This is a genomic window from Pengzhenrongella frigida (genome assembly GCF_004168625.1).
In the GTDB taxonomy this organism is placed as follows: domain Bacteria; phylum Actinomycetota; class Actinomycetes; order Actinomycetales; family Cellulomonadaceae; genus Pengzhenrongella; species Pengzhenrongella frigida.
Map to the genome: position 1 here is coordinate 1 of NZ_SDWW01000002.1, position 24,724 is coordinate 24,724.

The 24,724-nt window shown below is 69.9% G+C and carries 23 protein-coding genes; 14 read left to right on the top strand and 9 right to left on the bottom strand.

Annotated features, from left to right (window positions below; genetic code table 11):
• The coding region (locus EUA98_RS00790) for an ANTAR domain-containing protein (protein ID WP_130100771.1) at positions 1–204 on the top strand (204 nt) is incomplete at its 5' end.
• A 25-nt stretch (positions 205–229) separates the two neighbouring features.
• On the opposite strand, the gene EUA98_RS00795 is transcribed toward EUA98_RS00790, so the two are convergent.
• The gene (locus tag EUA98_RS00795) at positions 230–970 is read right to left on the bottom strand and encodes a DUF4386 family protein (protein ID WP_130100772.1); all 741 of its coding nucleotides are present in this window, start codon (positions 968–970) and stop codon (positions 230–232) included.
• Between the two features lie 315 nt (positions 971–1,285).
• Here EUA98_RS00795 and EUA98_RS00800 point away from each other — a divergent pair, with 315 nt between their 5' ends.
• The 3 genes from EUA98_RS00800 (at position 1,286) to EUA98_RS00810 (ending at position 5,734) form a co-directional block, all read left to right on the top strand.
• Positions 1,286–4,069, top strand: a complete 2,784-nt coding sequence (locus EUA98_RS00800; protein WP_207218920.1) for a winged helix-turn-helix domain-containing protein — start codon at positions 1,286–1,288, stop codon at positions 4,067–4,069.
• A gap of 102 nt (positions 4,070–4,171) precedes the next feature.
• Complete coding sequence (locus EUA98_RS00805; protein ID WP_242511181.1) at positions 4,172–4,939, top strand: DUF4386 domain-containing protein; 768 nt, start codon at positions 4,172–4,174, stop codon at positions 4,937–4,939.
• Positions 4,940–4,996: 57 nt separating this feature from the next.
• On the top strand, positions 4,997–5,734 hold the full coding sequence (locus EUA98_RS00810; RefSeq protein WP_130100773.1) for a GAF and ANTAR domain-containing protein: 738 nt from the start codon (positions 4,997–4,999) through the stop codon (positions 5,732–5,734).
• 44 nt (positions 5,735–5,778) lie between these two features.
• Here the strand turns inward: EUA98_RS00810 and EUA98_RS00815 are convergent, their stop codons facing one another.
• Genes EUA98_RS00815 through EUA98_RS00825 form a run of 3 tightly spaced genes read right to left on the bottom strand, consistent with a single transcriptional unit; the run spans position 5,779 to position 7,744 of the window.
• Positions 5,779–6,690 carry a carbohydrate kinase family protein gene (locus EUA98_RS00815; protein WP_130100774.1) on the bottom strand — a complete coding sequence of 304 codons (912 nt, stop codon included), beginning with the start codon at positions 6,688–6,690 and terminating at the stop codon, positions 5,779–5,781.
• A gap of 46 nt (positions 6,691–6,736) precedes the next feature.
• Complete coding sequence (locus EUA98_RS00820) at positions 6,737–7,009, bottom strand: DUF1272 domain-containing protein (RefSeq protein WP_130100775.1); 273 nt, start codon at positions 7,007–7,009, stop codon at positions 6,737–6,739.
• Positions 7,010–7,012: 3 nt separating this feature from the next.
• Entirely contained in the window at positions 7,013–7,744 is a 732-nt protein-coding gene (locus EUA98_RS00825) for a VOC family protein (protein ID WP_130100776.1), read from the bottom strand.
• A gap of 209 nt (positions 7,745–7,953) precedes the next feature.
• On the opposite strand from EUA98_RS00825, the gene EUA98_RS00830 reads away from it, so the two are divergent.
• From EUA98_RS00830 to EUA98_RS00845, 4 genes are all read left to right on the top strand, one after another.
• The gene (locus EUA98_RS00830) at positions 7,954–9,996 is read left to right on the top strand and encodes a glucose PTS transporter subunit IIA (RefSeq protein WP_130100777.1); all 2,043 of its coding nucleotides are present in this window, start codon (positions 7,954–7,956) and stop codon (positions 9,994–9,996) included.
• Between the two features lie 48 nt (positions 9,997–10,044).
• Positions 10,045–10,881 (top strand): PRD domain-containing protein, encoded by an 837-nt coding sequence (locus EUA98_RS00835; protein ID WP_130100778.1) that lies wholly within the window; start codon positions 10,045–10,047, stop codon positions 10,879–10,881.
• A gap of 117 nt (positions 10,882–10,998) precedes the next feature.
• Complete coding sequence (gene ptsP / locus EUA98_RS00840; protein ID WP_130100883.1) at positions 10,999–12,681, top strand: phosphoenolpyruvate--protein phosphotransferase; 1,683 nt, start codon at positions 10,999–11,001, stop codon at positions 12,679–12,681.
• Positions 12,682–12,726: 45 nt separating this feature from the next.
• Positions 12,727–13,005 (top strand): HPr family phosphocarrier protein, encoded by a 279-nt coding sequence (locus EUA98_RS00845; protein ID WP_130100779.1) that lies wholly within the window; start codon positions 12,727–12,729, stop codon positions 13,003–13,005.
• Between the two features lie 24 nt (positions 13,006–13,029).
• Here EUA98_RS00845 and EUA98_RS00850 read toward each other — a convergent pair whose 3' ends face one another.
• A complete protein-coding gene (locus tag EUA98_RS00850; RefSeq protein WP_130100780.1) occupies positions 13,030–13,836 on the bottom strand; it encodes an SDR family oxidoreductase in 807 nt (268 codons plus the stop codon).
• A 100-nt stretch (positions 13,837–13,936) separates the two neighbouring features.
• Between EUA98_RS00850 and EUA98_RS00855 the strand changes: the two genes are divergently transcribed.
• A complete protein-coding gene (locus EUA98_RS00855; protein ID WP_130100781.1) occupies positions 13,937–14,788 on the top strand; it encodes a helix-turn-helix transcriptional regulator in 852 nt (283 codons plus the stop codon).
• Between the two features lie 9 nt (positions 14,789–14,797).
• Here the strand turns inward: EUA98_RS00855 and EUA98_RS00860 are convergent, their stop codons facing one another.
• Positions 14,798–15,247, bottom strand: a complete 450-nt coding sequence (locus tag EUA98_RS00860) for a MarR family winged helix-turn-helix transcriptional regulator (protein WP_130100782.1) — start codon at positions 15,245–15,247, stop codon at positions 14,798–14,800.
• 60 nt (positions 15,248–15,307) lie between these two features.
• Here EUA98_RS00860 and EUA98_RS00865 point away from each other — a divergent pair, with 60 nt between their 5' ends.
• Complete coding sequence (locus tag EUA98_RS00865) at positions 15,308–15,676, top strand: VOC family protein (protein ID WP_130100783.1); 369 nt, start codon at positions 15,308–15,310, stop codon at positions 15,674–15,676.
• Positions 15,677–15,745: 69 nt separating this feature from the next.
• On the opposite strand, the gene EUA98_RS00870 is transcribed toward EUA98_RS00865, so the two are convergent.
• The 3 genes from EUA98_RS00870 to EUA98_RS00880 are packed head-to-tail and all read right to left on the bottom strand — an operon-like array spanning position 15,746 to position 18,440.
• Positions 15,746–16,633, bottom strand: a complete 888-nt coding sequence (locus tag EUA98_RS00870) for an aminoglycoside phosphotransferase family protein (RefSeq protein ID WP_130100784.1) — start codon at positions 16,631–16,633, stop codon at positions 15,746–15,748.
• A gap of 53 nt (positions 16,634–16,686) precedes the next feature.
• Positions 16,687–17,757 carry a serine hydrolase domain-containing protein gene (locus EUA98_RS00875; protein ID WP_130100785.1) on the bottom strand — a complete coding sequence of 357 codons (1,071 nt, stop codon included), beginning with the start codon at positions 17,755–17,757 and terminating at the stop codon, positions 16,687–16,689.
• Positions 17,754–18,440 (bottom strand): histidine phosphatase family protein, encoded by a 687-nt coding sequence (locus EUA98_RS00880; protein WP_130100786.1) that lies wholly within the window; start codon positions 18,438–18,440, stop codon positions 17,754–17,756. Before EUA98_RS00880 ends, EUA98_RS00875 begins: the two co-directional genes overlap by 4 nt.
• 250 nt (positions 18,441–18,690) lie before the next feature.
• Between EUA98_RS00880 and EUA98_RS00885 the strand changes: the two genes are divergently transcribed.
• The 4 genes from EUA98_RS00885 (at position 18,691) to EUA98_RS00900 (ending at position 24,642) form a co-directional block, all read left to right on the top strand.
• Positions 18,691–21,042 (top strand): arylsulfatase, encoded by a 2,352-nt coding sequence (locus tag EUA98_RS00885; protein ID WP_130100787.1) that lies wholly within the window; start codon positions 18,691–18,693, stop codon positions 21,040–21,042.
• 222 nt (positions 21,043–21,264) lie between these two features.
• Positions 21,265–22,620, top strand: coding sequence for an anaerobic sulfatase maturase (locus tag EUA98_RS00890; RefSeq protein WP_207218921.1), 1,356 nt, complete (start codon positions 21,265–21,267; stop codon positions 22,618–22,620).
• A complete protein-coding gene (gene gad, locus EUA98_RS00895) occupies positions 22,607–24,007 on the top strand; it encodes a glutamate decarboxylase (RefSeq protein ID WP_130100788.1) in 1,401 nt (466 codons plus the stop codon). Before EUA98_RS00890 ends, gad begins: the two co-directional genes overlap by 14 nt.
• Positions 24,004–24,642, top strand: a complete 639-nt coding sequence (locus EUA98_RS00900; protein ID WP_242511183.1) for a YrhK family protein — start codon at positions 24,004–24,006, stop codon at positions 24,640–24,642. Before gad ends, EUA98_RS00900 begins: the two co-directional genes overlap by 4 nt.
• Positions 24,643–24,724 lie beyond the last annotated feature (82 nt).

Sequence of the window (24,724 nt, forward strand, 5' to 3'; positions counted from 1 at the left end):
CGTGCCGCGCTGAGGTCGCGGACCCTGATCGACCAGACGCTCGGGATCATCATGAGTCAGCGGTTGTGCGACGCCGACGCGGCGATGGCGATCCTGAGCGCCGACTCGCTCGACCGTGATGTTGCCCTTCTCGCGCGGGCTGCCCAGATCCTCCGCGCGGTGAGCACCGCACCGGGCAGCGGCGGGCGCCCGGCCCAGAACTGACGGGCGCCCGAGCGACCGCTGCCCCTCAGGTCGCCGTGGACCGCCCACCGTTCGAGCCAAGGCGGACGAGCGACCAACCGACGGCGGCCATCCAGACGAGCATGAGCACTCCGTAGATGCCGTAGGCGCCCTCGATCACCGGCCGCAGCGCCTCACTGGCAATGCCCAGGACACCGACGACTATGCCCAGAAACGCCACGGCTCTGGGGAAGACGCCACGGAGCATCACGACGGAGACGATCAGCAGCCCGACGGTCGTCAGCACGCCCACGACTCCCGGGGTGCGGTTCTGGGCGATCAGCGTCTCAGCGGCCGCGGTGAGCGACGCACGCCGAGCGGCGTCGGCCGTGGCCATGTACTGGTCGCTGAGGTAGACCAGGGCCGGTGCTCCGGTGCTCGACGTCGGGATGGCCAACGTCAACGCCCAGGCGCTCGCGCCCACCACGGTGCCCACGGCGGCGGTGCTCCGGTCCAGATGCTTCAGCGCCGGGTACAGGGACAGGTAGGTGACCATGGCGAAGACGCCCGGCACCAGCCACAGCTGCTGATGGACGACGTACAGCGTGCGGTGCGCGGCGATGTAGTCGAGCGTGGCCGTCCCCTGTGCCGTGGGTGGTGGGGGTGTCACGATGGACAGGACGATGGCGGCGATGAGCAGGCCGACGAAGATCCAGGCCGACGCCGCGCCGATCACGTACAGCCGCCGCCAGGACGGATCTGGCCCGCCGCCGACTCGAGCAGGTCGTGACGACACTTCGACGTTCATGGGTTGCCCGTCCCCTTCTCCTCCGGCACGGACGGCTGCCCTCGTCAACCGCTGCCGTCGTGTCCACGATGGCTCGCGATGGAACGCGCACCCCAGGGCCGGAGGTCCCGCGCTGTCGTCCCGCCGCTGCCTGCCCGGTCCGGCCGCGGCCCGCGGAACGACGAGCACGTGGTGGAACAGCCGCGACGGATACGGTCGTGGTGTCTGCCGCACGTTCCCGGTGCGCGTCCTACGCTCGTGGTGCCCTCGTCGGGCGAACCGCCCAGCGCTCGCCCGCCTCGGGTACAGCCGCCCGTCCGGGACAGGAGACAGGTCGTGGGCCCGTTGCTCGAGACCAAGATCCACGTGCCACGTGAGCGGCCCAGTCTGGTGGCACGTCCACGGCTGTCCGACCGCCTCAGCCGCGCCACGGGTGCCACGCTCGTCCTCGTGTCGGCACCCGCCGGGTTCGGCAAGACGACCCTGCTCACCCAGTGGCTCCAGTCGGCGACACCCGCCCGAGCGGTTGCGTGGCTGTCACTGGACCCACGAGACAACGATCCCGCCGTCTTCGCCCGATACCTCGTCGCAGCTCTGGAGAGGTCCGTGCCCGGCGTCGGCGCGGTCGGACTGTCCCTCCTGGAGACGCCGCAGTCCTCGCTCGAGGGTGTTCTCGGCGCCCTGCTGAACGATCTCCATGCGATGGCGCGCGAGCTCGTCCTGGTGCTCGACGACTTTCACGTCATCGACTCTCCGGAGATCCGGAACGGCATCGCGTTCCTGCTGGAGCACCTGCCGGACCACGTGCAGCTGGTGCTCGCGGGCCGGGTCGACCCGGGGCTGCCGCTCGCCCGGATGCGTGGAAACGGCGAGCTGGTCGAGATCCGCGCTGCCGACCTGCGGTTCACGTCCGCGGAGGTGGCGTCGTATCTGCGCCAGGCGACCGCACCCGCCCTCACCGGGGCCGACATCATCGCGCTCGAGGTCCGGACGGAGGGGTGGATCGCGGCGCTGCAGCTGGCGGTGCTGTCGTTGCAGGGGCGCCAGGACGCCGCCGCCTTCATCGCCGACTTCGCCGGCGACGACCGCTACATCGTGGACTACCTCGTCGAAGAGGTCCTGGCCCGTCAGCCCGACGACGTCCGAGCGTTCTTGCTCGCGACCTCCGTCCTCGGTCGGCTCACCGGCGCCCTGTGCGAAGCGGTGACCGGGCTCCCAGGGGGCCGGGCCAGCCTCGAGGCGCTCGAGCGGGCCAACCTGTTCGTCGTCCCGCTCGACGACCGTCGCAGCTGGTACCGGTACCACCACCTCTTCGCCGACGTGCTGCACGCCCGACTCCTCGACGAGGAGCCCGCGCGCGTCCGCGACCTGCACCGACGTGCGAGCGACTGGTGGGAGGTGCAGGGGGACCGCGCCGAGGCGATCCGCCACGCGCTCGCGGCGCAGGACGTGGAGCGGGCGGCGGACCTGGTCGAGCTCGCGATCCCGGCCACCCGGCAGACCAGGCAGGAGGCCACGTTGCTCGGCTGGCTGGAGGCGCTCCCCGACGAGGCGATCCGAGCCCGTCCGGTCCTGACCGTCGGGTATGCGTCCGCGCTGATGTCCAGGGGGGAGACCGCCGGCGTGGAGGAGCGTCTCGAGCAGGCCGAGCGATGGCTGGACGCAACGGCCGCTGACGGCGCGGCAGGGACCCTCCCGGCGGGGATGGTGGTCGCGGACCACCTCGCCTTCGCGCGCTTGCCCAGCGCGATCGCCCTCTACCGGGCCGGGCGGGCCCATGCGCTCGGCGACGTGACGGGGACGATGTGCTCTGCGCGCCGGGCGCTCGAGCTCGCCCACGACGACGACCATGTGGGTCGGGGTGCCTCGGCCGCACTTCTGGGGCTCGCGTACTGGGCCACGGGCGAGCTGCCGACGGCGCACCGGTCGTGGTCCGAGTCCATGGTCAGCTTCGAGCGTGCCGGGCACCGCTCCGACGTCATCGCGGGCTGCGGCGCCGTGGCGGACATCCGCATCGCGCAGGGTCGGCTGCGCGAGGCCATGAGCAGCTACGAGCGGGGACTTCAGCTCGCGACGGTGGACGGCGGGCCACCCCTGCGCGGTGCGGCGGACATGTTCGTGGGCATGAGCCAGGTGCTCCGTGAGCGCGACGATCCGGACGCCGCCGTTCAGCACCTGCTCGCGGCACGGGAGCTGGGGGAGCGCGCCGGCCTGCCGCAGAATGCGCACCGCTGGTGCATCGCCATGGCCGGGGTGCGGTGGACGATGGGCGACCTCGACGGCGCGCTCGCGCTGCTCGACGACGCGGCCCGCCTCTACGTGGCCGACTTCTTCCCTGACGTGCGGCCGATCTGGGCGTTGCGCGCCCGGGTGCTCCTGGCGCAAGGCCGGTACGACGACGCGCTGACGTCGACCCGGGAGCACGGCATCTCCGCGACGGACGACCTGTCCTTCCTGCTCGAGTACGCGCACATCACGCTGGCCGCGGCGCTGCTCGCCCAGGGCGCCGCCGAGCGTTCGCAAGGCCCGCTGTGCGAGGCGGACCAGCTGCTTGATCGCCTGCTGCGTGCAGCGACACAGGGGGAGCGGGCGGGCAGCATCGTCGAGATCCTGGTCCTCAAGGCCCTCGTCCGCCAGGCGCGGGGTGAGCGCGACGAGGCACTGTCGGTACTCGATCGTGCTCTGGTCGCGGCGGAACCGGAAGGTTACGTCCGGCTGTTCGCGGACCACGGAGCACCCCTGTCCGCGATGCTCAGCGCGGCCGCGAGGCGACCCGGCAGCCCGGCTCACCTCCGACGGGTCCTCGCGTCGACGAGCCGTCCTGCCCGAGCGAAGCCCTCGCGCCAGGGCCTCGTCGACCCACTCAGTCCCCGGGAGCTGGATGTGCTGCAGCTTCTCGGGAGCGACCTGGACGGTCCCGGAATCGCCCGCGCGCTCGTGGTCTCGGTCAACACCGCTCGGACCCACATCAAGAGCATCTACGCGAAGCTCGGCGTCACCAGCCGCCAGCAGCGGTGCGCCGAGCCCGGGAGCTCGACCTCCTCCGCTGAGGCGAACCGACGACGAGGTCAACCCGCCTGGGCCGCGACCCTCACCCACCAAGATCACCACATGTGGTGATCTGCGCTCACCACGTCTCCTTCTACGGTCCGTATCGAACCAGGAGCGCCTTCTGGACCTCACCCCGACGTCGGCCTCCCTCTGCCCCGAAAGGACCCGCACATGGTCTCGACCGCGTTCCACCCCACGACCAAGCCCCCGATGGCCCCGATCCGCAGGACCGCGCTGCTCGCCGGCGCGCTGTACCTGATCACCTTCCTGGCCTCGATCCCCGCGGCGGCCTACTTCCTGCTTCCCGTCCTCGACGACCCCCGCTACATCCTCGGGCCCGGCCAGGACGCCCGCGTCACCATCGGCGCGCTCCTCGACATCATCAACGCGCTCGCCTGCATCGGCACAGCGGTCGTGCTGTACCCCGTCGTCAGACGCACGAGCCCAGTGCTCGCGCTCGGCTTCCTCGCCTCCCGCATCCTTGAGGCCGCGATCATCGTTGCCGGCGTCATGGCCCTGCTTGCCGTCGTGACGCTGCGCAGGGATGTCGCCGGTGACCCCGGAGCGGATGCGGACTCGCTGCTGACCGTCGGCGCTGCGCTGATCGCAGTCAGGGACTGGAGCTTCCTCTTCGGACCGGGCCTGGCGGTCGCCAACGCCCTGCTGCTCGGCACGTTCATGTACCGGTCCCGACTGGTGCCTCGGGTGATCCCGCTCATGGGCCTGATCGGAGCGCCCCTGCTCCTCGCGTCCAACCTCGGCACGATGTTCGGCATCAACGAGCAGCTCTCTGTCCTGTCGCTGGTCGCCGTGCCCGGGATCTTCTTCTGGGAGCTGACGCTCGGCATCTACCTCATCGTCAAGGGCTTCACACCCCCGCCGACCATCACGGGCGTGGACGGCGACCGGCAGCCGTCGTCCTTCGCTGACGTGCCCTGACGTTCAGGCGCGCAGTGCGTCCGGTGCGATCCCGGCGAGCCGGTGCGACGATGGGGCATGGGAGATTCGCAGGTGCTCAACCAGCAGCTGGCCGCAGCCGCGCGCTCATTCCAGGCCGAGTCGGGCAAGCAAGAGCTCATGGAGAAGGGCTTCTCGATCGCGACGGAGATCATCGACGGATGCCAGTTGGCCTGTGTCTCGATACTCCACCGCGGAGACGTCATCGATACCCCGGCAGCGACGAATGAGAAGCTGCGGGTCCTGGACGAGCTGCAGTTCACACTGAACGAGGGGCCCTGCTTCGATGCCCTCTGGTCCGGAGAGACGGTCCTGTCACCGGACCTGGCCAAGGACTCCAGATGGCCACGGTGGGGCCCGGGTGTGGTGGCCGAGCTCGGCGTCGCGAGCATGCTGTGCTACCGACTCTTCACCACCGGGGAGACGATCGGTGCGCTGAACCTGTACTCACGAAGCCTCGACGCGTTCGATGCCGATGACATCAGTACGGGCTACTACCTCGCGGCGCACCTCGCGGTCGCGATCGCCGAAGCCAAGACCGCTGAGCAGCTGCACACCGCCATCGGCACCCGCACGGCGATCGGGCAGGCAGAGGGAATTCTGATGGAGCGGTTCAATCTCCAACCAGCTCAGGCATTCGCCGTGCTCACCCGGATCTCCCAGGACAGCAACGTTCGTCTGCACCTCGTCGCCGCAGAGCTCGTCCGGACCCGCACCCTCCCGGTCCTCGCTGGCGACCAGCCGGCGCACCAGCGAAGTCGGCAGGCGCGGCACTGACGGACGGGCACCGTCGGCGGGCGAGCACGCACCTCAGCGCAGAATCACGCACCGGACCGACCGGCTGACGGGTCATCGAGCAGCGGGCTGAGGTGCACGCTCGCCAGTGCCCGCACGGCCTGCCGGGTCGCGGCCTTGAGCGCCTCGGGCACGTCGGCGCCGCCGACGGCGGCCGCCAGATATCCGGCCAGGAACGCGTCACCGGCGCCGTTGGTGTCGACCACCTCGGTGGGCGTCGCCGCGACCCGGTGCTCCCGACCGCCGGCGTCGACGGCGACGGCGCCGTCTGCCCCGAGGGTGCACACCGCGAGCCGGGCGCCCGAGCGAACGCAGGCGTGCAGGAACGGCAGCGGGTCGCCCAGCCCGTCAGCGTTGAGGAACACGTGGTCCGCGGCCGCCAGGAAGGGGCGATGGAACGTCGCGCTGCCGTCGTAGTCGTGCAGGTCGGTCCAGGTTCGGGTGCCGCGGGCGCGGGCCTGTCTGGGGACGTCGGAGGAGAGGAGGTCCACGGTGCGCTGGGCCAGGTCCAGCACGACGTCGGTTGCCGCCGCGATCGCGGTAGCGACCGCGCTGGGCACCGGGGTCGGGGGTGGCTCCGGCGTGCTGAGGTAGAGCGAGACCCGCTCGCCGCGGTCCGTCATGAGGTTGATGTGCCGCTCGGAAGGCCCGCTCACGACCTCGACCAGGAGCTCCACGCCGGGGTGCGTCAACGCCGTGCGTATCCGTGCCGCCGGGTCGTCGTCGCCCAGCACGGTGACGCACGTGACCGGGATGCCGAGGTCGGCCAGGTGGAGCACCTTGCCTGCCGACGTTCCGCCGAGGGTGTCGCGGGCGGACCGTGCGTGCACGGTGTGGGGCCGGGGTTCGGGCAAGGTGTCGAGCAAGACGTTGGTGTTCCACGATGTCGGTCCGACGACGACCACCCTCGCGGCTGGGGTGCCCGCGGTGGCGCTCATCGGTGCGGCGGTGGCGCAGCAGGCGAGATCATCGCGCCAGTCTGCTTCACCCAGGAGTCGCCCGAGGGGCTCTCGGGCTCCCCGATCGAGTGCTGACACTCGTCACACGCACGCCCGACGGCGGATTGGCGGCGAGAGCACGGTCTGGCCGGATCGGTCGCGGCGCGAAGTTCCCGCCACAGTTCGGGCAGACCCCGTGCAGGACGTCGAGGACGCACGTCGCGCAGAACGTGCACTCGAAGCTGCAGATCCAGGCGTCGGCACTTGTAGGGGGCAGGTCCCGGTCACAGCACTCGCAGTTCGGTCGCAGCTCCAGCATGTCTCACGGGCTCCGGTCGGTGACGCAGTACCGGCTGCCGTCCGGGCCGCGGAGCACGGTCCACTCGTCGGTCACACGCTCGACCGCCGCACCGAGGGCGACGTGCCGCGCGGTCTCCGCCGCACGGTCCGAGGTCGCCAGGTCAAGGTGCGCCCGCACGGCACCCGTCGGCTCCTCGAGCCGGTGCGGCAGGAGCCGCAGCGGCTGGTCGGCGGGCCGTTCGAGCGGGGAGAACTCGTCCGTCGACGGGCGCGCCGCCCAGCCGGTCAGCTCAGACCAGAACCGGGTCTCGCGTGCCCAGTGCTCCATGGGGATGTCCAGGGCGACCTGGTCCACGAGGCTCGAGTGCCCCTCACCCGCACCGACGCCGGGCCATCGCGTCGCGGGCGGGCGGTGGGACCCGTCCGGGCCGACGAAGCAGAAGGTCAACCCTCCGGGCGAGGCCATGACCACGTGACCGAGGTCGTCGAGTTCCGTCGCGCCCAGTGCGACCGCGCCGTCCGCAGCTGCGCGCGGGTCGGGCACGTGCAGGTCGAGGTGGATCCGCGCCGGCCCCGAGTCGAGGCGCTGCAGGCGCAGGAACGCATCACCCTCCGTCGGGACCAGGGTGACGAACTGCTGATCGGCGCCGCGGTGGGACGACAGCCCGTAGCCCGTGACGGACGTCCAGAACGCTCGCGCGACGTCCCATCGGTCGGGCGTCGCGTCGAGGAAGGCGGTGATCCAGGTCGGCACGGCGCCAGCCTACGCAGGACGAGCCGTCGATCGCGCGGAAGGAAGCGTCCCTACGGAGACCGGGCAGGGTCCGACGGTGGTAGGGTCTTTTGCGAGCAAACGCTCAACAGGATTGTTACCCATCATGGGGCAAGACCTGAGATGCACCTAGGTGCGTCTCGGGTCTTTTTTTGTGCCCATCATGCGGCGCAAGCGCGGAAGGATTGACAATGGGGTCCACCACACAACGAAGTACAGCCGAGGGGATCGTCGCCGAGATCGGCGGTCCGGGAAACATCGTGAGCCTGACGCACTGCGCGACGCGCCTGCGCTTCGTGCTCAACGATGCGGGACTGGTCGACCAGAAGGCCGTGGAGGCGATCCCTGGCGTCATGGGCGCGGTTCCGCAGTCGGGTGACCGGTTCCAGGTCGTCATCGGCGGCGCGGTCCAGACCACGTTCAACCAGATCATGAACCTGCCCGAGATGGCCGGCATCGGCAAGAGTCAGCTCAGCGACGCCGACGTCAAGGCGGCGGCCCGCGGCAAGGCCCGCGGCAAGGCCGCCTGGGTCGACGGCTTCTTCGAGTACCTGTCGGACTCGTTCCGCCCGTTGCTGGGCGTGCTGCTGGGCGCCTCGCTGATCATCGCGTTCGCCGCGGTCCTCGACGCGTTCCACGTCATCGACTTCCGCGCCACGGACAAGTCGGCGTCCTGGATCTTCGTCGACGCCATGTGGCGCTCGGTGTTCTACTTCCTGCCGATCATGGTGGCGTACAACGCCGCCAAGAAGCTGAACATCGACCCGTGGGTCGGGGCGACCGTGATGGGCGCCCTCATGACCCCGGAGTTCATCAGTCTCTCCGACACCACGAGGTTCGCGGACACCGTCTGCACGACGAACGCGACCCTCGGCACCGATTCCTGCGTGGCCCAGATCTTCGGCCTGCCGATGCAGCTCAACGGCTACGGCGGCCAGGTGTTCGTGCCGCTGATCATGGTCGCGGTGCTGGCTCTGGTCTACAAGGGTCTGGTGAGGATCTTCCCCGCGAACATCCAGATGGTGTTCGTGCCCTTCTTCTCCATGGTCATCATGATTCCCGTGACGGCCTTCTTCATCGGCCCGATGGGCATCTGGATGGGTAACGGGCTGGGTAGCGGGATGGCCTGGATGAACGGCCACGCCCCCATCCTGTTCGCGATCATCATCCCGCTGGTGTACCCGTTCCTGGTTCCGCTGGGCCTGCACTGGCCCCTGAACGCGCTGATGCTGGTGAACATCCAGACCCTCGGCTACGACTTCATCCAGGGCCCGATGGGCGCGTGGAACTTCGCGTGCTTCGGCGCGACGGCCGGCGTGCTCTTCATCGCCATGCGTGACAAGGAAGTGGAGATGCGCGCCACGGCTACCGGCGCGCTGGCCGCAGGCCTCTTGGGCGGTATCTCCGAGCCGTCCCTGTACGGCATCCACCTCCGCTTCAAGCGCATCTACCCGCGCATGCTCGTGGGTTGCCTCGTCGGCGGCCTGATCACGGGCATCTTCGGTGGGGTTCAGACCAGTGCGTTCGCGTTCACGTCCCTGCTGACCATCCCGGTCTTCTCTCCGTTGCCGTTGTACGCGATCTCCATCGCGGCGGCCTTCGTGACCGCCATGGTGCTGGTCATCATCTCCGACTACCGCACGCCGGAGCAGAAGGCTGAGTCCTTCGAGAACCGCCAGCAGGCCGAGTCGGACCTGGCACTCGAAGCGGCCCGGGCCGCCGCACCGACGGACGCTTCGGCGGACGTGCCGACGGACGCCCCCGCGGCCGTCAGCACACCCACCGCCGTCATCGTGGCTCCGGTCGCGGGCCACGTCGTGTCGCTGGACGAGGTGGCCGACAAGGTCTTCGCGTCGCGGGCGCTCGGTGAGGGGGTCGGCATCCTGCCCACCGACGGTCGGGTGACCTCGCCCGTGGCCGGTGTGCTGGTCACCGTGCCGGCGAGCGGGCACGCCTTCGGGATCAAGACCGATGACGGCGTGGAGGTGCTGGTGCACATCGGTATCGACACCGTCCAGCTCCAGGGCAAGTGCTTCGACGTGGCCGTGAAGAAGCGCCAGCGGGTCGCGATCGGTGACCTGCTCGCCACGGCGGACTTCGAGGGCATTCGGGACGCGGGCTACGATCCGACCACCATCGTGGTCGTCATCAACAGCAAGACGCTGACGTCGGTCACACCCAAGACGGGCGACGACGTCGTCCCTGGTGACCCGATCATTGCTGTGGCCCCCTGAAAGGAGCGACCGTGATCGCTTCGTCGAGCGAAGCGAGACGGGCCTGACATGGAGGTTGTGCGCGTCTTCAACAACAACGTCGTCCTCGCCTTGGACGACGCTGGACGCGACGTGATCCTGACCGGCCGTGGCCTGGGTTTCCAGGCCCGGCCGGGAGGGGTTGTCGACCCGGCCCAGATCGTACGAGTCTTCGTGCCGACGGACGGGCGCGACCCCGACCACCTGGCCCAGCTCCTCGCGGGCATCCCTCCGGAGCACATCGCGCTGGTCGGTTCGGCGCTGGCGGACGTCGGGTTGGACAAGCTCTCCCGGAATCCTGCGCTGCTCATCGCCCTGGCCGACCACGTGAGCTTCGCCCTGAAGCGCATCGCGGTGGGAATGGTCCTGGAGTACCCGTTCCTCGCCGAGGTGCAGAACCTCTACGCCGAGGAGTACCGCGAGGCCGCGGCGCTCCTGTCCGCGATCAACGGCCGCAGCGAGACCCAGCTCCCCGAAGCCGAGGCGGTCGGACTGGCGTTGCACCTGGTGAACGCAGGTTTCGCCACCGGAGACCTCTCCTACACCTACACGATGACCGGCGCGATCCAGCAGATGGTGGCGGTGATCGAGCAGACCTTCGGCCTGGACCTCGACCCGGGCAGCGTCAGCGTCGGACGGTTCATCACGCACCTGCGGTACCTCTTCGTCCGCATCCACCAGTTCAAGCAGCTCGACCAGAAGCACTCGCCCATCGGCGTCGCCATCCGGGCGACCTACCCGGACGAGGCCGAATGTGCCCTGCGGCTGGCCGCTCTGGTCGAGCTACGCCTCGGATCGCCCCTTACCGACGACGAGGTCTCCTACCTGGCCCTGCACGTCGCCCGAGTGGCCGCCGACCAGGCCTGATCCGGCATCGAACGTGACCTGACCGCGTCGACGCGCACGAGGTACGAGGTACTCCGTCGCGCCCTGACCCCGGCACAAGAAGATTGAGGACATGAAGTGACATTCACAGATCGCGCAGTGCCATTCACCGGAGTGGGCGTCAGCCCCGGGCGAGTCCTCGGGACGGTTCGGCAGATGCCGGCCCCGGTCAGCGAGCCGCCCGCGGGCGAGCGCCTCGCCGCCTCGACGTCCGCGGACGACGCGGTGGCCGCCCTTCGAGCCGCGTCGAAGGCGGTGCAGGCGGAGCTGAAGTCCCGCGCCGAGCGCGCGCACGGCGATGCGAAGGCCGTCCTGGAGGCGACCGCGCAGATGGCCACGGACTCGATGCTGATCAAGTCGGCCGTCAAGCACATCAACGCCGGACTGTCGGCCGAACGCGCGATCTGGGAGGCGAGCGCCTCGGTCGCGGAGATGCTGCTCAACCTCGGGGGCTACATGGCTGAGCGGGCGACCGACCTCTTCGACGTGCGCTCCCGGATCGTCGCCGAGCTGCGCGGGGTGGCGGCTCCCGGGATCCCCGCCTCAGCGACGCCGTTCATCCTCGTCGCCGAGGACCTCGCGCCCGCGGACACCGCGACGCTCGACCCCGCCCAGGTCATCGCTCTGGTGACCTCTGGCGGCGGCCCTCAGTCGCACACGGCGATCATCGCGCGCGCCCTCGGGCTGCCGGCTGTGGTGGCCGCCGTCGGCGCCGACGGCATCGCCGACGGTGCGGAGGTCTACGTCGACGGGACCGCAGGGACGGTCGTCGTCGACCCCGGCGCCGAGGAGGTCGCCGCTGCCGACGCGTGGGCCACCACGGCCTCTCGCCTCGTCGACTTCGACGGCAACGGCCGCACGGCTGACGGGCACCTCGTGCCCCTGCTGGCGAACGTCGGCGGGGCGAAGGATGCCGTGAAAGCGGCGGCCGCGGGCGCCCAGGGCGTCGGCCTGCTCCGCACCGAGTTCTGCTTCCTGGGGCGCGACTCGGAGCCCTCGATCACGGAGCAGGTTGAGGCCTATCGCGGGGTGTTCGACGCGTTCCCGGACAAGAAGGTCGTGGTCCGGACCCTGGACGCGGGCGCGGACAAGCCGCTGCCCTTCCTGACTGATGCGACCGAGCCCAACCCCGCCCTCGGCGTTCGCGGCTACCGGACCGACTGGACCACCCCCGGCGTCCTCGAGCGCCAGCTCGCGGCCATCGCCACCGCGGCCGAGGGCTCGACCTGCCAGGTCTGGGTGATGGCGCCGATGATCGCCACGGTCGAGGAGGCGGCACACTTCGCGTCGATGTGTGCGGCCGCGGGGCTGACGACCCCGGGCGTCATGGTCGAGGTCCCCTCCGCCGCCCTGCGTTCTGAGTTCATCCTCGGGCACGTGGAGTTCGCCAGCCTGGGCACGAACGACCTTACGCAGTACACGATGGCGGCTGACCGTCAGCTCGGGCCGCTCGCCGCGCTGAACAGTCCGTGGCAGCCCGCCGTGCTCCAGCTCATCGGGATGACGGTCGCCGGGGCAGTGGCCGAGGGGCACGACAAGCCCGTGGGCGTCTGCGGCGAGGCCGCGGCGGACCCGGCCCTGGCGGTCGTGCTCACCGGCCTCGGGGTCTCGACGTTGTCGATGACCCCCCGGGCGCTCGCCGCTGTGGCAGCGGTGCTGGCGAGCGTCACGCTCGACCAGGCCAAGCACCTGGCGCAGCTCGCCCTGGCCGCGCCCAGCGCGGCGGCGGCCAAGGAGCGGGTTCGCTCCGAGCTGCCCATCCTCGCCGAGCTCGGCCTCTAGCAGCCCCCGTCGTCAAACCATCCAGCCATCCAGCAGGAGGAACACATGTTCGAACGCAAGGTCATCATCGCGAGCCGAGTCGGCCTGCATGCCCGCCCCGCCGCGATCTTCGCGGACGCGGTAGGCCGGGTGCCGGTCGAGGTCACCATCGCCATGGACGCAGAGCCTGTCGACGACGCGATGGACGCGTCGAGCATCCTGTCGCTGATGAGCCTCGGGGCTGCCCACGGGGACGTCGTGGTCTTGCGCGCCGAGGGTGCGGGTGCCGACGAGGTGCTCGAGTCTCTCGCGAAGATCCTCGAGACCGATCTCGACGCCGAGTAGGCCCTCACTCGTCGCTCCCGGTTCCTACGAGCGACTCTGACCTGCGGCTAGGCCCGGCCCGTCGTCTTCCTTGCCGTGCGGATCGTGCTGGTTGATCGCCGCGACGACCTGGTCGTAGTCGCCGCGGGCCTCGCCGTAGCGCAGGAACTTGACGTTCTCGACCTGGAGCTCGGTCGCGTCGGGCTGAGACTCGATGAGGCCGACGACCTCGGCGATGAACTCGTCGAGCGGCATGGCGATGGCGCTGTCCTTCTGGCCCGGCAGCAGGTCGGTCGCCACCGACGGTGGCACGAGCTCGAGAACGCGGACGCTCGTGGCTGCGAGCTGGAGGCGGATCGACTCGCTGAGCATGTGGATGGCGGCCTTGCTGGCGTTGTAGCTGGGCGTGGACCGCAGCGGAGCGAACGCCAGTCCGGAGGACACGGTGACGATCGTGGCATCGGGTCGGCTCTGCAGGTGCTCGATGAAGGCGGCGATGAGCCGGATCGGCCCGAGCACGTTGGTGCTGATGGTCTGCTCGGCGGAGGCGAGGAACGCCGCGGGATCGGTCCAGTCCTCGACCCGCATGATTCCGGCCATCGGGATGAGCACGTTGAGCTCGGGGTGCTCGGCGACGATCCGCTTCGCCTGCGTGGCGACGTTCTCCGGGTCGGTCGTGTCGATCTGGTAGGAGTGGAGGCCGAGGTGCTCGGCGGTGAGCCGCTCGAGCAGCTCGGTGCGGCGGCCGCCGATGATGACCTCGTTGCCCTTGGCCTGGAGAGCGAGGGCGAGCGCCAGGCCGATGCCGCTGGTCGCGCCAGGGATGAAGACGGTGTTTCCGGTGATCTGCATGGTGCGAGTCTTGGTGCGCAGCCATGGCTGCACCAGGGAGCGGTTGTCGGGGGAGCGGCGATCCCTGGTTGGCGTCGTCGGCCGGACCGATACTTGCCGGGTGAACCGTGATGCGCTCGCCGATTTCCTCGTCCGTCACCGCGAAGCGCTCAGGCCCGGTGACGTCGGACTGAGCGCGGGTGTGCGCCGTCGTGCGCCAGGGCTGCGCCGCGAGGAGGTCGCCCAGCTCGCGGTGATGTCCACCGACTACTACACCCGCCTCGAGCAGCGACGCGGACCGCAGCCGAGCACCCAGATGCTCGGCTCGATCTCCCGCGCCCTGAGGCTGACGCCCGACGAGCGCGACTACCTGTATCGGGTGGCCGGACACAGCGCGCCGGACCGCGCCGCGATGACCGACTACGTCGCGCCGGGTCTGCTGCGGGTGCTCGACCGGCTCACCGACACCCCGGCGTTCATCATCGACGCGCTCGGGCAGACCCTCGTGCAGAACGACCCCGCTCGCGCGCTGCTCGGCGACGCCAGCGGGCTCACGGGCTGGGAGCGCAGCGGCATCTACCGCTGGTTCCTGCACGCTGAGCAGGAGCGGTGGCGCTACCCGGAGGACGACCGCGACCGGCAGAGCCGGGCGCAGGTCGCCTCGCTCCGCGCCGCCTACGGACGAATGGGCCCGCGTTCGCGCGCCGGCGAGCTGGTGCGTGAGCTCACCGGCCTGAGCCAGGAGTTCACTCAGCTCTGGGAAGCCCACGAGGTGAGCCGTCGCTTCGAGGATCACAAGGTGCTCATCCACCCCGAGATCGGGCAGATCGAGGTCGACTGCCAGGCGCTGTTCACCGAGGACGAGTCGCAGGTCCTCCTCGTGCTGACGGCGCCGCCGCGCAGCGAGGCGGCGAGCAAGCTCACGCTCCTGGCGGTCCTCGGCACCCAGGAGTTCGCCGCCGGTCAGGGCTGAGCCGACAGCTCAGGAGCCGTCGTTGAGGTTGCGGATGCAGACGGCAAGAGTCTCGAGCAGGGCCTGCTGGCGGGCGGGGGTCAGCCCGGCGCACATCGTGGTCTGGACAGCGAGCACGGCCGCGCTGGCCGCATCCAGGTGTTCGCGGCCGGCGGTGGTCAGCTCGGTGGGCAGCTCTCGGCCGTGCGGTGCGACTGCGGCACGGGTGACGAGCCCGCGCTCGTCGAGACCGCGGAGCACGACGTTCATCGACTGGCGGGTGACGAAGACCCCGCGAGCCAGCTCGGCGTTCGACAGCCCCGGACGTTGCCCGAGCAGCTCCAGGCAGGCGTACTGCGGCACGGTCAGGTGCAGCGGGCGCAGCGCCAGGTCCATGGCGTTCCGCAGTGCCACGGCGGCCTGCTTGAGCACGTAGCCGACCGCGTTCTCCACCGGGCCGAGGGTCTCCTGTTGCTCCATGTCAGTATCCTGACATACAGTGCGCAATGTCAGGACATTGACATACCCAGGGAGAGTGCCATGACCGTCACCGGACCCGACTTCATCGCCCTACAGGTACGCGACCTGGAGCGTGCCGCCGCGTTCTACGAGGACCACCTCGGCCTGCGGCGCGCTCCGTTCAGCCCGCCGCACGCGGTGGTGTTCGCTACGACGCCCGTCCCGTTCGCCGTGCGGGACGCGTTGCCCGACGTCGATCTGGATGCAGTCGGGCGCCCTGGCCTCGGCGTGGCGTTGTGGCTGCACAGCACCGACGCGCAGGCCCTGCACGACTCGCTCGACGCCGCAGGCGTGCCCATCGTCATGCCGCCGTTCGACGGCCCGTTCGGGCGGACGTTCGCCTTCGCCGATCTCGACGGGTATGCCGTGACGATCCACGACAAGCAGTGACCGCCTCACACCTGGTGGCCAGGGTCCCGGTCGGGCGGGCCGCGGGGCTCGTTTGATACTGCTGCCTGATCAGTCGGCGAGCACCTGTGAGAGAGCATGGGCGCCGAGGGCCGCGAACGGTGGGTCGTCGTCGGAATGCGCAAGGAGCGCGACCGCGAGGACCAGCGCCCACCCGCGCGCCCGCCGCCACGTGTCGCCATCGGTACCGCACAGGCGGGTGACTCGGTCTCGGAACCTTCGCCGCCCAGCCTCGTCAAAGGTCAGCCACGCGGTGGCGAGGTCCACCGCCGGGTCGCCGGCGGTGACGTCGCCGAAGTCCAGCACAGCCTGCAGCGTGCCGTCGGCCGTCACGAGCAGGTTGGCCGGATGCAGATCCCCGTGCACCCAGAGCGGCGGGCCGGTCCAGGTCGGGACTTCGAGCAGCTCCTCCCAGAGACGACGGACGAGCCCGGGCTCGGGGACCGACCCGCTCGCGATCCGCTCGTGGACCGCGGCGTCCCGGGCCGCCAGCGGTACCCCTCGGACCGGGTTCGCCGGGGCGTCCGCGGGCGCCACGACGTGCAGGCGGGCGACGACATCGGCCAGCGGGTGCGCCAGCGTCGCCCGAGCGGCCGGCGTGAGTGCGATGGCCGGTCGGCCGGCGAACCAGGGCACAACGCTCCACGCCCACGGGAACGCGGGCGACGGGACACCGACCCGGACGGGAGCGGGAACGCCGACGCCGAGGCGCGGCCCGAGCACTGGCAGCCAGCGTTGCTCATGGCCCACGAGCACCGCCGCGACCTCGCGTCGCGGGAGGCGGACCGCGAGATCGTCGCCCAGGCGCACGATCGCGTTGTCCCAGCCGTGCGGACCGGCGCTCAGCGGCAGGTCCGCGAGGTCCGGGTGCTGCTCGATCAGAAGTCGCCGCACCAGGGCGGGGGTCACCTCGACCTCGGCGGCAGGTCTGTTCGCCATGCCGCCTCCCGTATCAGCCCGTCAGCCCGGATCGACGACCGGGGCGGCCGAGCCTAACGGGCACGTCGGGCGCGAACCATCGCGTCTATCGCGCGACCCGGTGCCCACACACCGCCGGAGGTGTTCGACAGCAGCACGATCGTGAGGTCGGTGCCCGGGTAGTACCTCAGGAGGGCGCTCGTACCGGCATTGATTCCATCCTTCTGGACGAACATGAGGTCGTCGTTCGGGTCGGAGACGAACTCCAGTCCGAGCCCGAACCTGCTGATGGCGGTCTCGGTGGTCGAGTGCAGGGCATGGGGTGTGAGGAACTGCTCGGTCAGGCGCGCCGAGAACAGTCTGCCGGATCGGGCGGCGCGCAGGAACCTCTCGAGGTCGCGGGCAGTGGTGTGCGCGCCGCCGTCGGGCGAGCCGACCGGTGGGTAGGAGTAGATGTTCCGGCGCCAGGACGCGATGTTCCCGTCGGCGTCCAGGACGGGATCGGCGCCTTCTGCGACATCGGGAGCGACGTCGTCCATCCGGAAGAAGTCGGACCGGTCCATCCCGGCGGGCGCGAAGACGCGGGATCGCACGTAGTCGCGGTAGCTCATGCCGCTGGCGCGTTCGATGCACAGCCCGAGCAGCACGTAGCCGACGTTGTTGTAGCGGCAGCCGGCTCCGGGGGCAAAGTTGGCGGGCTTCGTCGCGAACTGGGGGAGGAAGTCAGCGGTGCTGATCACCGAGTAGTTCGGCGTGTCTCGCCACAGGTCTTCGTACTGCTCTCCGGCCTCCTCGTCGGCGTCGTCGCCGATCCCTGAGGTGTGGGTGAGCAGGTGGCGCACCGTGACGTCAGGAGCGATCGTGGTGTCGCTCAGGCCGAGGTAGGCCACGACCGGGGTGTCGAACGCCAGGCGACCCGCGTCGATCATCTGCAGCACGGCGGTCGCGGTGAACAGCTTGGTGATCGAGGCCGTGTCGAACCGGGTGTCGATCCCGTTGGGCACCCCCCACGCGCGGCTCGCCAGACCGAATGCCCCCTCGTAGACCGTGGTGGCGCCGTCGGTGACCAGAACGACGCCGGGGAACCCGTCACGGACGTCGAGGTCGGCGAAGTAGGTGCGCAGGTCGTCGACGAGCGACGTCATGCGACCGTCGCGCGTGGATCCTCGACCGGGAGCAGCGCGCCCGCGGGCACCGCCACCCCGGACGGGTCCACGCCCAGGGACCGGATCCAGGTCGTCCCGTCCGGATCGACCTGCACCGTCGTCACGCTGGCGTTGGCCACGGGGTTGTGGAGCTCTCCGGCCACCATCGCGAGGTACGCCAGCAGCGTCACCCCGTGGCTGACGACGAGGACCGACCCGCCGTCCGGGTGGGCCCGCACGATCGCGTCGAACGACGCGGCGACCCGGGCGAGAAACACCGCAACCGGCTCGCCGCCGGGAAGTCCGGGAAACGTCCCCTCCACGATCCCGCGGAACAGGACGGCCGGGTCGACCTGGTCGAAGAGCTCGGCCTCCGGGCGGGCTTCGAAATCACCGAAGTTGAACTCCCGCAGGCCGGGGTCGCAGGTCAGGGCGGTTTCCCGGTGGTGCACCAGGATGGCCGACGCCGTCGCCGTCGTGCGCCCGGACGGGCTGGCGTACGCGCCGGCGAGGTCCAGCGTCCGCAGGTGCTCGGCTGTGGCCTGCACCCCGACCAGGCCGTCTGCCGTCAACGGCGAGTCGCACCAGCCCTGCAGCCGACCAGCCGCGTTGTACTCGGTGCGCCCGTGCCGCACCAGATGCATCGTGAGGGGCGCGCGGGGGAGGGGCGATTTCTCGGGCATGAGGCCCGATTTTACGCACCCGAGGCGAGCTGGACGCGGTGCGGTCCGGGGTCTACCGGTGTCGTTCTGGCGACACTTTCGCCTGGGCGGGTCTGCCGCTTCCCAGTCATCCGTCCCGGGTGAGGCCGCCGGGTCGCTCCTGTCCGACCGTGGGAAGCAGCGTCGATTGCGCCGTTCGTCGGTGCGGGCCGGACGTCGGGGGCGGGTTGCTCTAGCGGATTTCTTGGATCTGACCGAAGGGAACGTTGTCATGGCCATTGTGGAATACCCGCAAGGAACCCCATTTCCCGGTGTGATCGGCGGCACGACCGATGAGTCGAGCCCGGCGTGGCCAGCGCCCGTCCGCGCCCGGGCCGGAGCCCCCAACGTCGTGATGGTGGTGCTCGACGACACCGGATTCGGCCATCTCGGCTGCTACGGGAGCCCGATCGCCACCCCGAACTTCGACTCGCTCGCCGCCAGCGGACTCCGGTTCACGAACATGCACACGACGGCCCTGTGTTCGCCGAGCCGGGCGTGCATCGTCACCGGCCGCAATCATCACAGCAACGGCATGGCGGCCATCACCGAGCTCGCAACCGGCTTCCCGGGCTACAACGGCGTCATGCCGTTCGAGAACGGACTCCTCTCGGAGGCGCTGCTCGAGCACGGCTACAACACGTTCATGGTCGGCAAATGGCACCTGGTCCCGAGCAATCAGGAGACCGCCGCCGGCCCGTACACGAGGTGGCCGCTGGGGCGCGGCTTTGAGCGCTTCTACGGCTTCCTTGGCGGCGACACGAGTCAGTGGTACCCCGATCTGGTCTACGACAACCACCAGGTCGAGCCGCCGCGCAGGCCGGAGGAGGGCTACCACCTGACCGAGGACCTGATCGACAAGTCGATGGAGTTCATCGCCGACGCCAAGCAGATCGACCCGGCGAAGCCGTTCTACCTGCACCTGTGCTTCGGTGCCACCCACGCCCCGCACCACGTGCCGAAGGAGTTCGCGGACAAGTACGCCGGTGCCTTCGACGACGGCTGGGACGCGTACCGGGAGAAGGTGTTCTCCCGGCAGAAGCAGCTCGGCATCATGCCCGCGGACGCCGAGCTGTCGCGTCACGACCCGGACGTGCCCGACTGGGACGCCCTGCCGCAGGACGCTCGCAGGCTCTTCAGCCGGATGATGGAGGTCTTCGCGGGCTTCCTCGACCACACCGACCACCACCTGGGACGGTTGCTCGACTTCCTGCGCGCGACGGGCCAGCTCGACAACACGATCGTGATGGTCATCTCCGACAACGGCGCGAGTGCCGAGGGCGGCCCCACCGGCACCACCAACGAGGCGCAGTTCTTCAACAACGCCCAGGAACCGCTTGAGGAGTCCCTCAAGGCCATCGACGAGCTCGGCGGCCCGGAGCACTTCAACCACTACCCGTGGGGCTGGACGTGGGCAGGAAACACGCCGTTCCGGCGGTGGAAGCGGGAGACCTACCGGGGTGGGTCGACCGACCCGTTCATCGTGTCCTGGCCCGCCGGGATCGCCTCGAAGGGCGTGGTCCGCGACCAGTACGCCCACATCATCGACATGGTCCCGACGGTGCTCGAGCTGCTCGGAATCGAGTCGCCGACGGCGATTCGCGGAGTGGTCCAAGCGCCGCTGCACGGCGTCAGCTTCGCGAGCGCGCTCGGCGATTCCACGGCACCCAGCCGGCACCACACCCAGTACTTCGAGATGCTCGGTCACCGCGCGATCTACAAGGACGGCTGGCGGGCCGTCTGCCCGTGGCCGGGGCCCTCGTTCACCGAGGCGGGGGTGGGGTTCGGCCAGCCGATCTCGTCCGCGAAGCTCTCCGAGCTGGATGCGACCGGGTGGGAGCTCTACCACGTCGCGCAGGACCCGGCGGAGAACCACGATCTCGCGGCCGACCACCGGGAGCGGCTCATCGCGATGATCGCGGCCTGGTACGTGGAGGCGGGGAAGTACGGGGTGATGCCGATCGACGGCAGCGGACTCGCGCGGATGGTCTCGGAGAAGCCGCAGGTTGCCCTGCCCCGTGATCACTACACGTACCGACCGAACACCCAGTCGATCCCGTACTTCGCGAGCCCGCACGTCCTGAACCGGCCGCACTCCATCACCGCCAGCGTCGACATCCCGGACGGCGGGGCCGAAGGTGTCCTGCTGTGCCAGGGCACGGCCGCCGGTGGCTACTCGTTCTACCTCAAGGACGGGCACCTGCACTACGTCCACAACTACGTCGGCCGCGAGCAGCACACCGTCACGTCCCCCGACGTCGTCCCGGCGGGGGCGCACGAGCTCCGGTTCGAGTTCGAGCCGACCGGGAAGCCCGACCTGCCGCACGGGCGAGGGACCCCTGGGCGACTGCAGCTCTACATCGACGGTGACCTCGTCGCCAATGCCGACGCGCCGGTGACGACGCCGTTCATCCTCAATCCCGGAGCCCTGAGCTGCGGTGCCAACCCGGGTTCGCCCGTCACCTCGGACTATGCGAGTCCGTTCAAGTTCACCGGGACCCTCCACGAGGTGAGCGTCGATGTCGGCGGCGAGCTCATCCACGACCCCGAAGCCGAGCTGCGTATGCACATGGCCCGCCAATAGCCGGCACCGGTGGTCGGCCCCGGGCGCCGCTGACGCTCGCCGAAGCCAGGGGCCGACCGCTGGGCCGCCCGGTCGAGCTCGGAGCGCCGCCACGCGTGCTGCCGATCGCTCGAGCCGTCTCCGCGCAGGACCCGACCGAACAGGAATGAGCGGATGGAAGCACCCGGCGAGTCCCCGCATCCCGTCCTGACGATGGCAGGCGCTCCTGTTGCCTTCCATGTGATGGCGAAGCCGACAGGGGCGGTGTGCAACCTCGACTGTGAATACTGCTTCTTCTTGTCCAAGGAGATGCTGTACCCGGGCAGCCGGTTCCGGATGGCCGAGGAGCTGCAGGAGGTCTACCTCAAGCAGCTGCTGGAGGCGCACGCCCGAGTGCCCGAGGTGGTCGTCGCCTGGCAGGGCGGTGAACCCACGATGATGGGGATCGACTTCTTCCGACGCTCGATCGAGCTCCAGCAGAAGCACGCCCGGCCCGGGCAGCGGATCCTGAACACGCTGCAGACCAACGGCACCCTGCTCGATGACGAGTGGGGGACGTTCCTGCGGCAGAACGACTTCCTCGTCGGCATCTCCATCGACGGGCCGCGCGAGATGCATGATGCCTACCGGGTCGACAAGGGCGGCAAACCCACCTTCGACCGTGTGATGCGCGGACTCGACGTGCTCAAGCGGCACCAGGTCGACTGGAACGTCCTGACCACCGTCCACGCCGTCAACGGTGACCACGGCCGGCAGGTGTACAGGTTCCTGCGCGACGACCTCGGCGCGACGTTCATCCAGTACATCCCGATCGTCGAGCGGGCAACGCCGGCCACCCTGGCGATCGCCGACGCCGGCTGGGGCAGCGGGGTGCATGGCCGACCCCTGTACGTCCAGGACGGCTCCCTGGTCACCCACCGTTCCGTCGGGCCGGAGCAGTACGGCCGGTTCATGGTCGACGTGTTCGAGGAGTGGGTGCGCCACGACATCGGGACCGTGTTTGTCCAGGCGTTCGACAGCGCGCTGGCCAACTGGCTGGGCGAGCCGGGCGGCATGTGCGTGCACGCCGAGACATGCGGACAGCAGCTCGCGCTCGAGCACAATGGCGACCTGTACTCCTGCGACCACTACGTCGAGCCCGGCTACCTGCTCGGCAACATCGGCGACCGGACCATGCTCGAGCTCGTCGCGCTGCCGCAGCAGAGCAAGTTCGGTCAGGACAAGCGCGACACGCTCACCCGCTTCTGCCTCGACTGCGACGTCCGGTTTGCCTGCAACGGAGGCTGTCCCAAGGACCGGTTCGCCACCTCCCCGTATGGCGAGCCCGGGCAGCACTACCTGTGCCCCGGCTACAAGGGGTTCTTCCACCACGTGCAAGGTCCCATGGCGGCCATGAGTGCGCTCTTGCGCGCCGGCCGCGCGCCGTCGGACCTGATGGCCACCTATGCGCAGGGCGACGCGGACCGCGGCCGCGACGACCCCTGCACCTGCGGCAGCGGCAAGAAGTGGACGCACTGCCACGGTGACGACCCGCTCATCCTCGGCGGAGGACGTGGGATCGGGGTGGGACGGACACCTTCGAGAGATGCCACTCCATGAGCGTGACGAGATCCGTGAGTCGATGTCTGAGCCGGTGTTCGGCAGCGGTGCGCTGCGCGGCCAGATCCCCAAGTACACCTTCCCGCCCGGGGGAGCTCGGGCCGACGACGCGTTCCAGCTGGTGGCCGACGAGCTGATGCTCGACGGCAACAGCCGCCAGAACCTGGCCACGTTCTGCCAGACGTGGGTCGAGCCGGAGGTCCACCGGCTCATGGAGCTCTCGATCGACAAGAACATGATCGACAAGGACGAGTACCCGCAGACGGCGGAGATCGAACGCCGCTGCGTGCACATGATGGCCGACCTGTGGAACGCACCCCAGGGTGCCAACCCCGTCGGTGCGTCGGCGATCGGGTCGTCCGAGGCCTGCATGCTCGGCGGGATGGCGGCCAAGTGGCGCTGGCGTGCCCGACGGCGGGCGGCCGGCCTGCCCACCGACCGGCCCAACATGGTGTGCGGTCCGGTGCAGGTCGTCTGGCACAAGTTCGCCCGCTACTGGGACATCGAGATGCGTGAGGTCCCGATGGCGCCCGGCTCCTACGCCATGACCGCCGAGCAGGTGCTCGAGCGGGTCGACGAGAACACGATCTTCGTCGTGCCGACGCTCGGCCTGACCTACACCGGGGTCTACGAACCTGTGAAGGAGATCGCCGAGGCGCTCGACCGGCTCCAGGCCGAGACCGGGCTCGATATCGACATCCACGTCGACGCCGCCAGCGGTGGGTTTCTCGCCCCGTTCTGCGCACCGGACCTGGAGTGGGACTTCCGGCTCCCGCGGGTGAAGTCGATCAGCTCGTCGGGCCACAAGTTCGGTCTGGCGCCCCTCGGCGTCGGCTGGGTGGTGTGGCGCGACGCGGTCGAGCTGCCCGAGGACCTGATCTTCCACGTGAACTACCTCGGCGGTGACATGCCGGTGTTCCAGATCAACTTCTCCCGGTCCGCCGGGCCGGTCGTCGCGCAGTACTACGACTTCGTGCGTCTCGGCCGCGAGGGATACCGACAGATCCACGACTCCTGCTACGCCACGGGACAGCTGATCGCCGAGGCTGTCGGGGAGCTGGGTCCGTTCGAGATCCTGTGCGCCAGCGACCCGGCGACGGCGATCCCCACGGTGACCTGGCGGATCCGGGAGGGCGAGGACCCGGGCTACACGCTGTTCGACCTGGCGGACCGGGTCCGCATGCGTGGCTGGCAGGTGCCTGCGTACACGCTCACGGGCACGGCATCGAACATCGCGGTCCAGCGCATCCTGGTCCGCCAAGGCGTGAGCCGGGACATGGCCCTGACGCTCGTCGACGACCTCCGCGACGCCATCCGGCACTTGCACACGCACCCTGTGACCGTGCCGATGACGAAGGAAGAGTCCAGCGGCTTCAATCACCTATGACCGGCTCACCGATGCGGTGGTGGTCGCCCTGGCGGACCCTGTGGTGGATTGCCGCGCTGTTCGTGGTCGGCTCGGCCTGCTTCGCGCTCGGCGCGCTGCCGGTCTACGTGGACCGGGTGGGGTCGCAGGCGGCGGGCGTCACCTTCTTCGTCGGCTCGCTGTTCTTCACTTCCGCGGCGGCGCTCCAGGCTCTCGACTCCGGCCCGTCGAGCGACCGGGCGACCCGAGCTGCAGGGCTCGTCCAGCTCGCCGGGACGCTGTTCTTCAACGTCAGCACGTTCGCGGCGCTGCGGCAGGGTCTCACTGCCCCCCAGGCCGACCGCCTGGTCTGGACGCCCGACGTGTGGGGCTCGGTCGCGTTCCTCGTGGCCAGCGCGCTCGCGTTCGCCGACGTCCCCCGACCGTGGCTGACCTGGCGGCCGCGTGACCGGCCATGGACCATCGCCGCGGCCAACATGGTCGGTTCGATCGCGTTCGGCGTCTCGGCGGTGGCGTCCCGGGTGGTTCTGAGCACCGACACGCTGCGGGACGCCGAGCGGGCGAATCTCGGGACCTTCGTCGGTGCGCTGTGCTTCCTCGTAGGCGGCGTGCTCCTTCTCCCCGGCCCGCACGACGCCGGAGACGTGGACCGCTGACCCGGCTCCGCCACCGGCGAACTCAGACATCACCCGGCGAAGATGACTTCGGTTGCAGCGCCTCGGGTGTGACGACGACGAC

Coding starts and splice junctions, on each gene's coding strand:
- EUA98_RS00885 (WP_130100787.1), top strand. CDS start 18,691: ATGGCCATTGTGGAATACCCGCAAGGAACCCCATTTCCCGGTGTGATC.
- EUA98_RS00875 (WP_130100785.1), bottom strand. CDS start 17,757: ATGACGTCGCTCGTCGACGACCTGCGCACCTACTTCGCCGACCTCGAC.
- EUA98_RS00830 (WP_130100777.1), top strand. CDS start 7,954: ATGGGGTCCACCACACAACGAAGTACAGCCGAGGGGATCGTCGCCGAG.
- EUA98_RS00870 (WP_130100784.1), bottom strand. CDS start 16,633: ATGGCGAACAGACCTGCCGCCGAGGTCGAGGTGACCCCCGCCCTGGTG.
- EUA98_RS00900 (WP_242511183.1), top strand. CDS start 24,004: ATGACCGGCTCACCGATGCGGTGGTGGTCGCCCTGGCGGACCCTGTGG.
- EUA98_RS00890 (WP_207218921.1), top strand. CDS start 21,265: ATGGCGAAGCCGACAGGGGCGGTGTGCAACCTCGACTGTGAATACTGC.
- EUA98_RS00805 (WP_242511181.1), top strand. CDS start 4,172: ATGGTCTCGACCGCGTTCCACCCCACGACCAAGCCCCCGATGGCCCCG.
- gad (WP_130100788.1), top strand. CDS start 22,607: ATGCCACTCCATGAGCGTGACGAGATCCGTGAGTCGATGTCTGAGCCG.
- EUA98_RS00880 (WP_130100786.1), bottom strand. CDS start 18,440: ATGCCCGAGAAATCGCCCCTCCCCCGCGCGCCCCTCACGATGCATCTG.
- EUA98_RS00810 (WP_130100773.1), top strand. CDS start 4,997: ATGGGAGATTCGCAGGTGCTCAACCAGCAGCTGGCCGCAGCCGCGCGC.
- EUA98_RS00820 (WP_130100775.1), bottom strand. CDS start 7,009: ATGCTGGAGCTGCGACCGAACTGCGAGTGCTGTGACCGGGACCTGCCC.
- EUA98_RS00815 (WP_130100774.1), bottom strand. CDS start 6,690: ATGAGCGCCACCGCGGGCACCCCAGCCGCGAGGGTGGTCGTCGTCGGA.
- EUA98_RS00865 (WP_130100783.1), top strand. CDS start 15,308: ATGACCGTCACCGGACCCGACTTCATCGCCCTACAGGTACGCGACCTG.
- EUA98_RS00860 (WP_130100782.1), bottom strand. CDS start 15,247: ATGGAGCAACAGGAGACCCTCGGCCCGGTGGAGAACGCGGTCGGCTAC.
- EUA98_RS00835 (WP_130100778.1), top strand. CDS start 10,045: ATGGAGGTTGTGCGCGTCTTCAACAACAACGTCGTCCTCGCCTTGGAC.
- EUA98_RS00850 (WP_130100780.1), bottom strand. CDS start 13,836: ATGCAGATCACCGGAAACACCGTCTTCATCCCTGGCGCGACCAGCGGC.
- EUA98_RS00795 (WP_130100772.1), bottom strand. CDS start 970: ATGAACGTCGAAGTGTCGTCACGACCTGCTCGAGTCGGCGGCGGGCCA.
- EUA98_RS00845 (WP_130100779.1), top strand. CDS start 12,727: ATGTTCGAACGCAAGGTCATCATCGCGAGCCGAGTCGGCCTGCATGCC.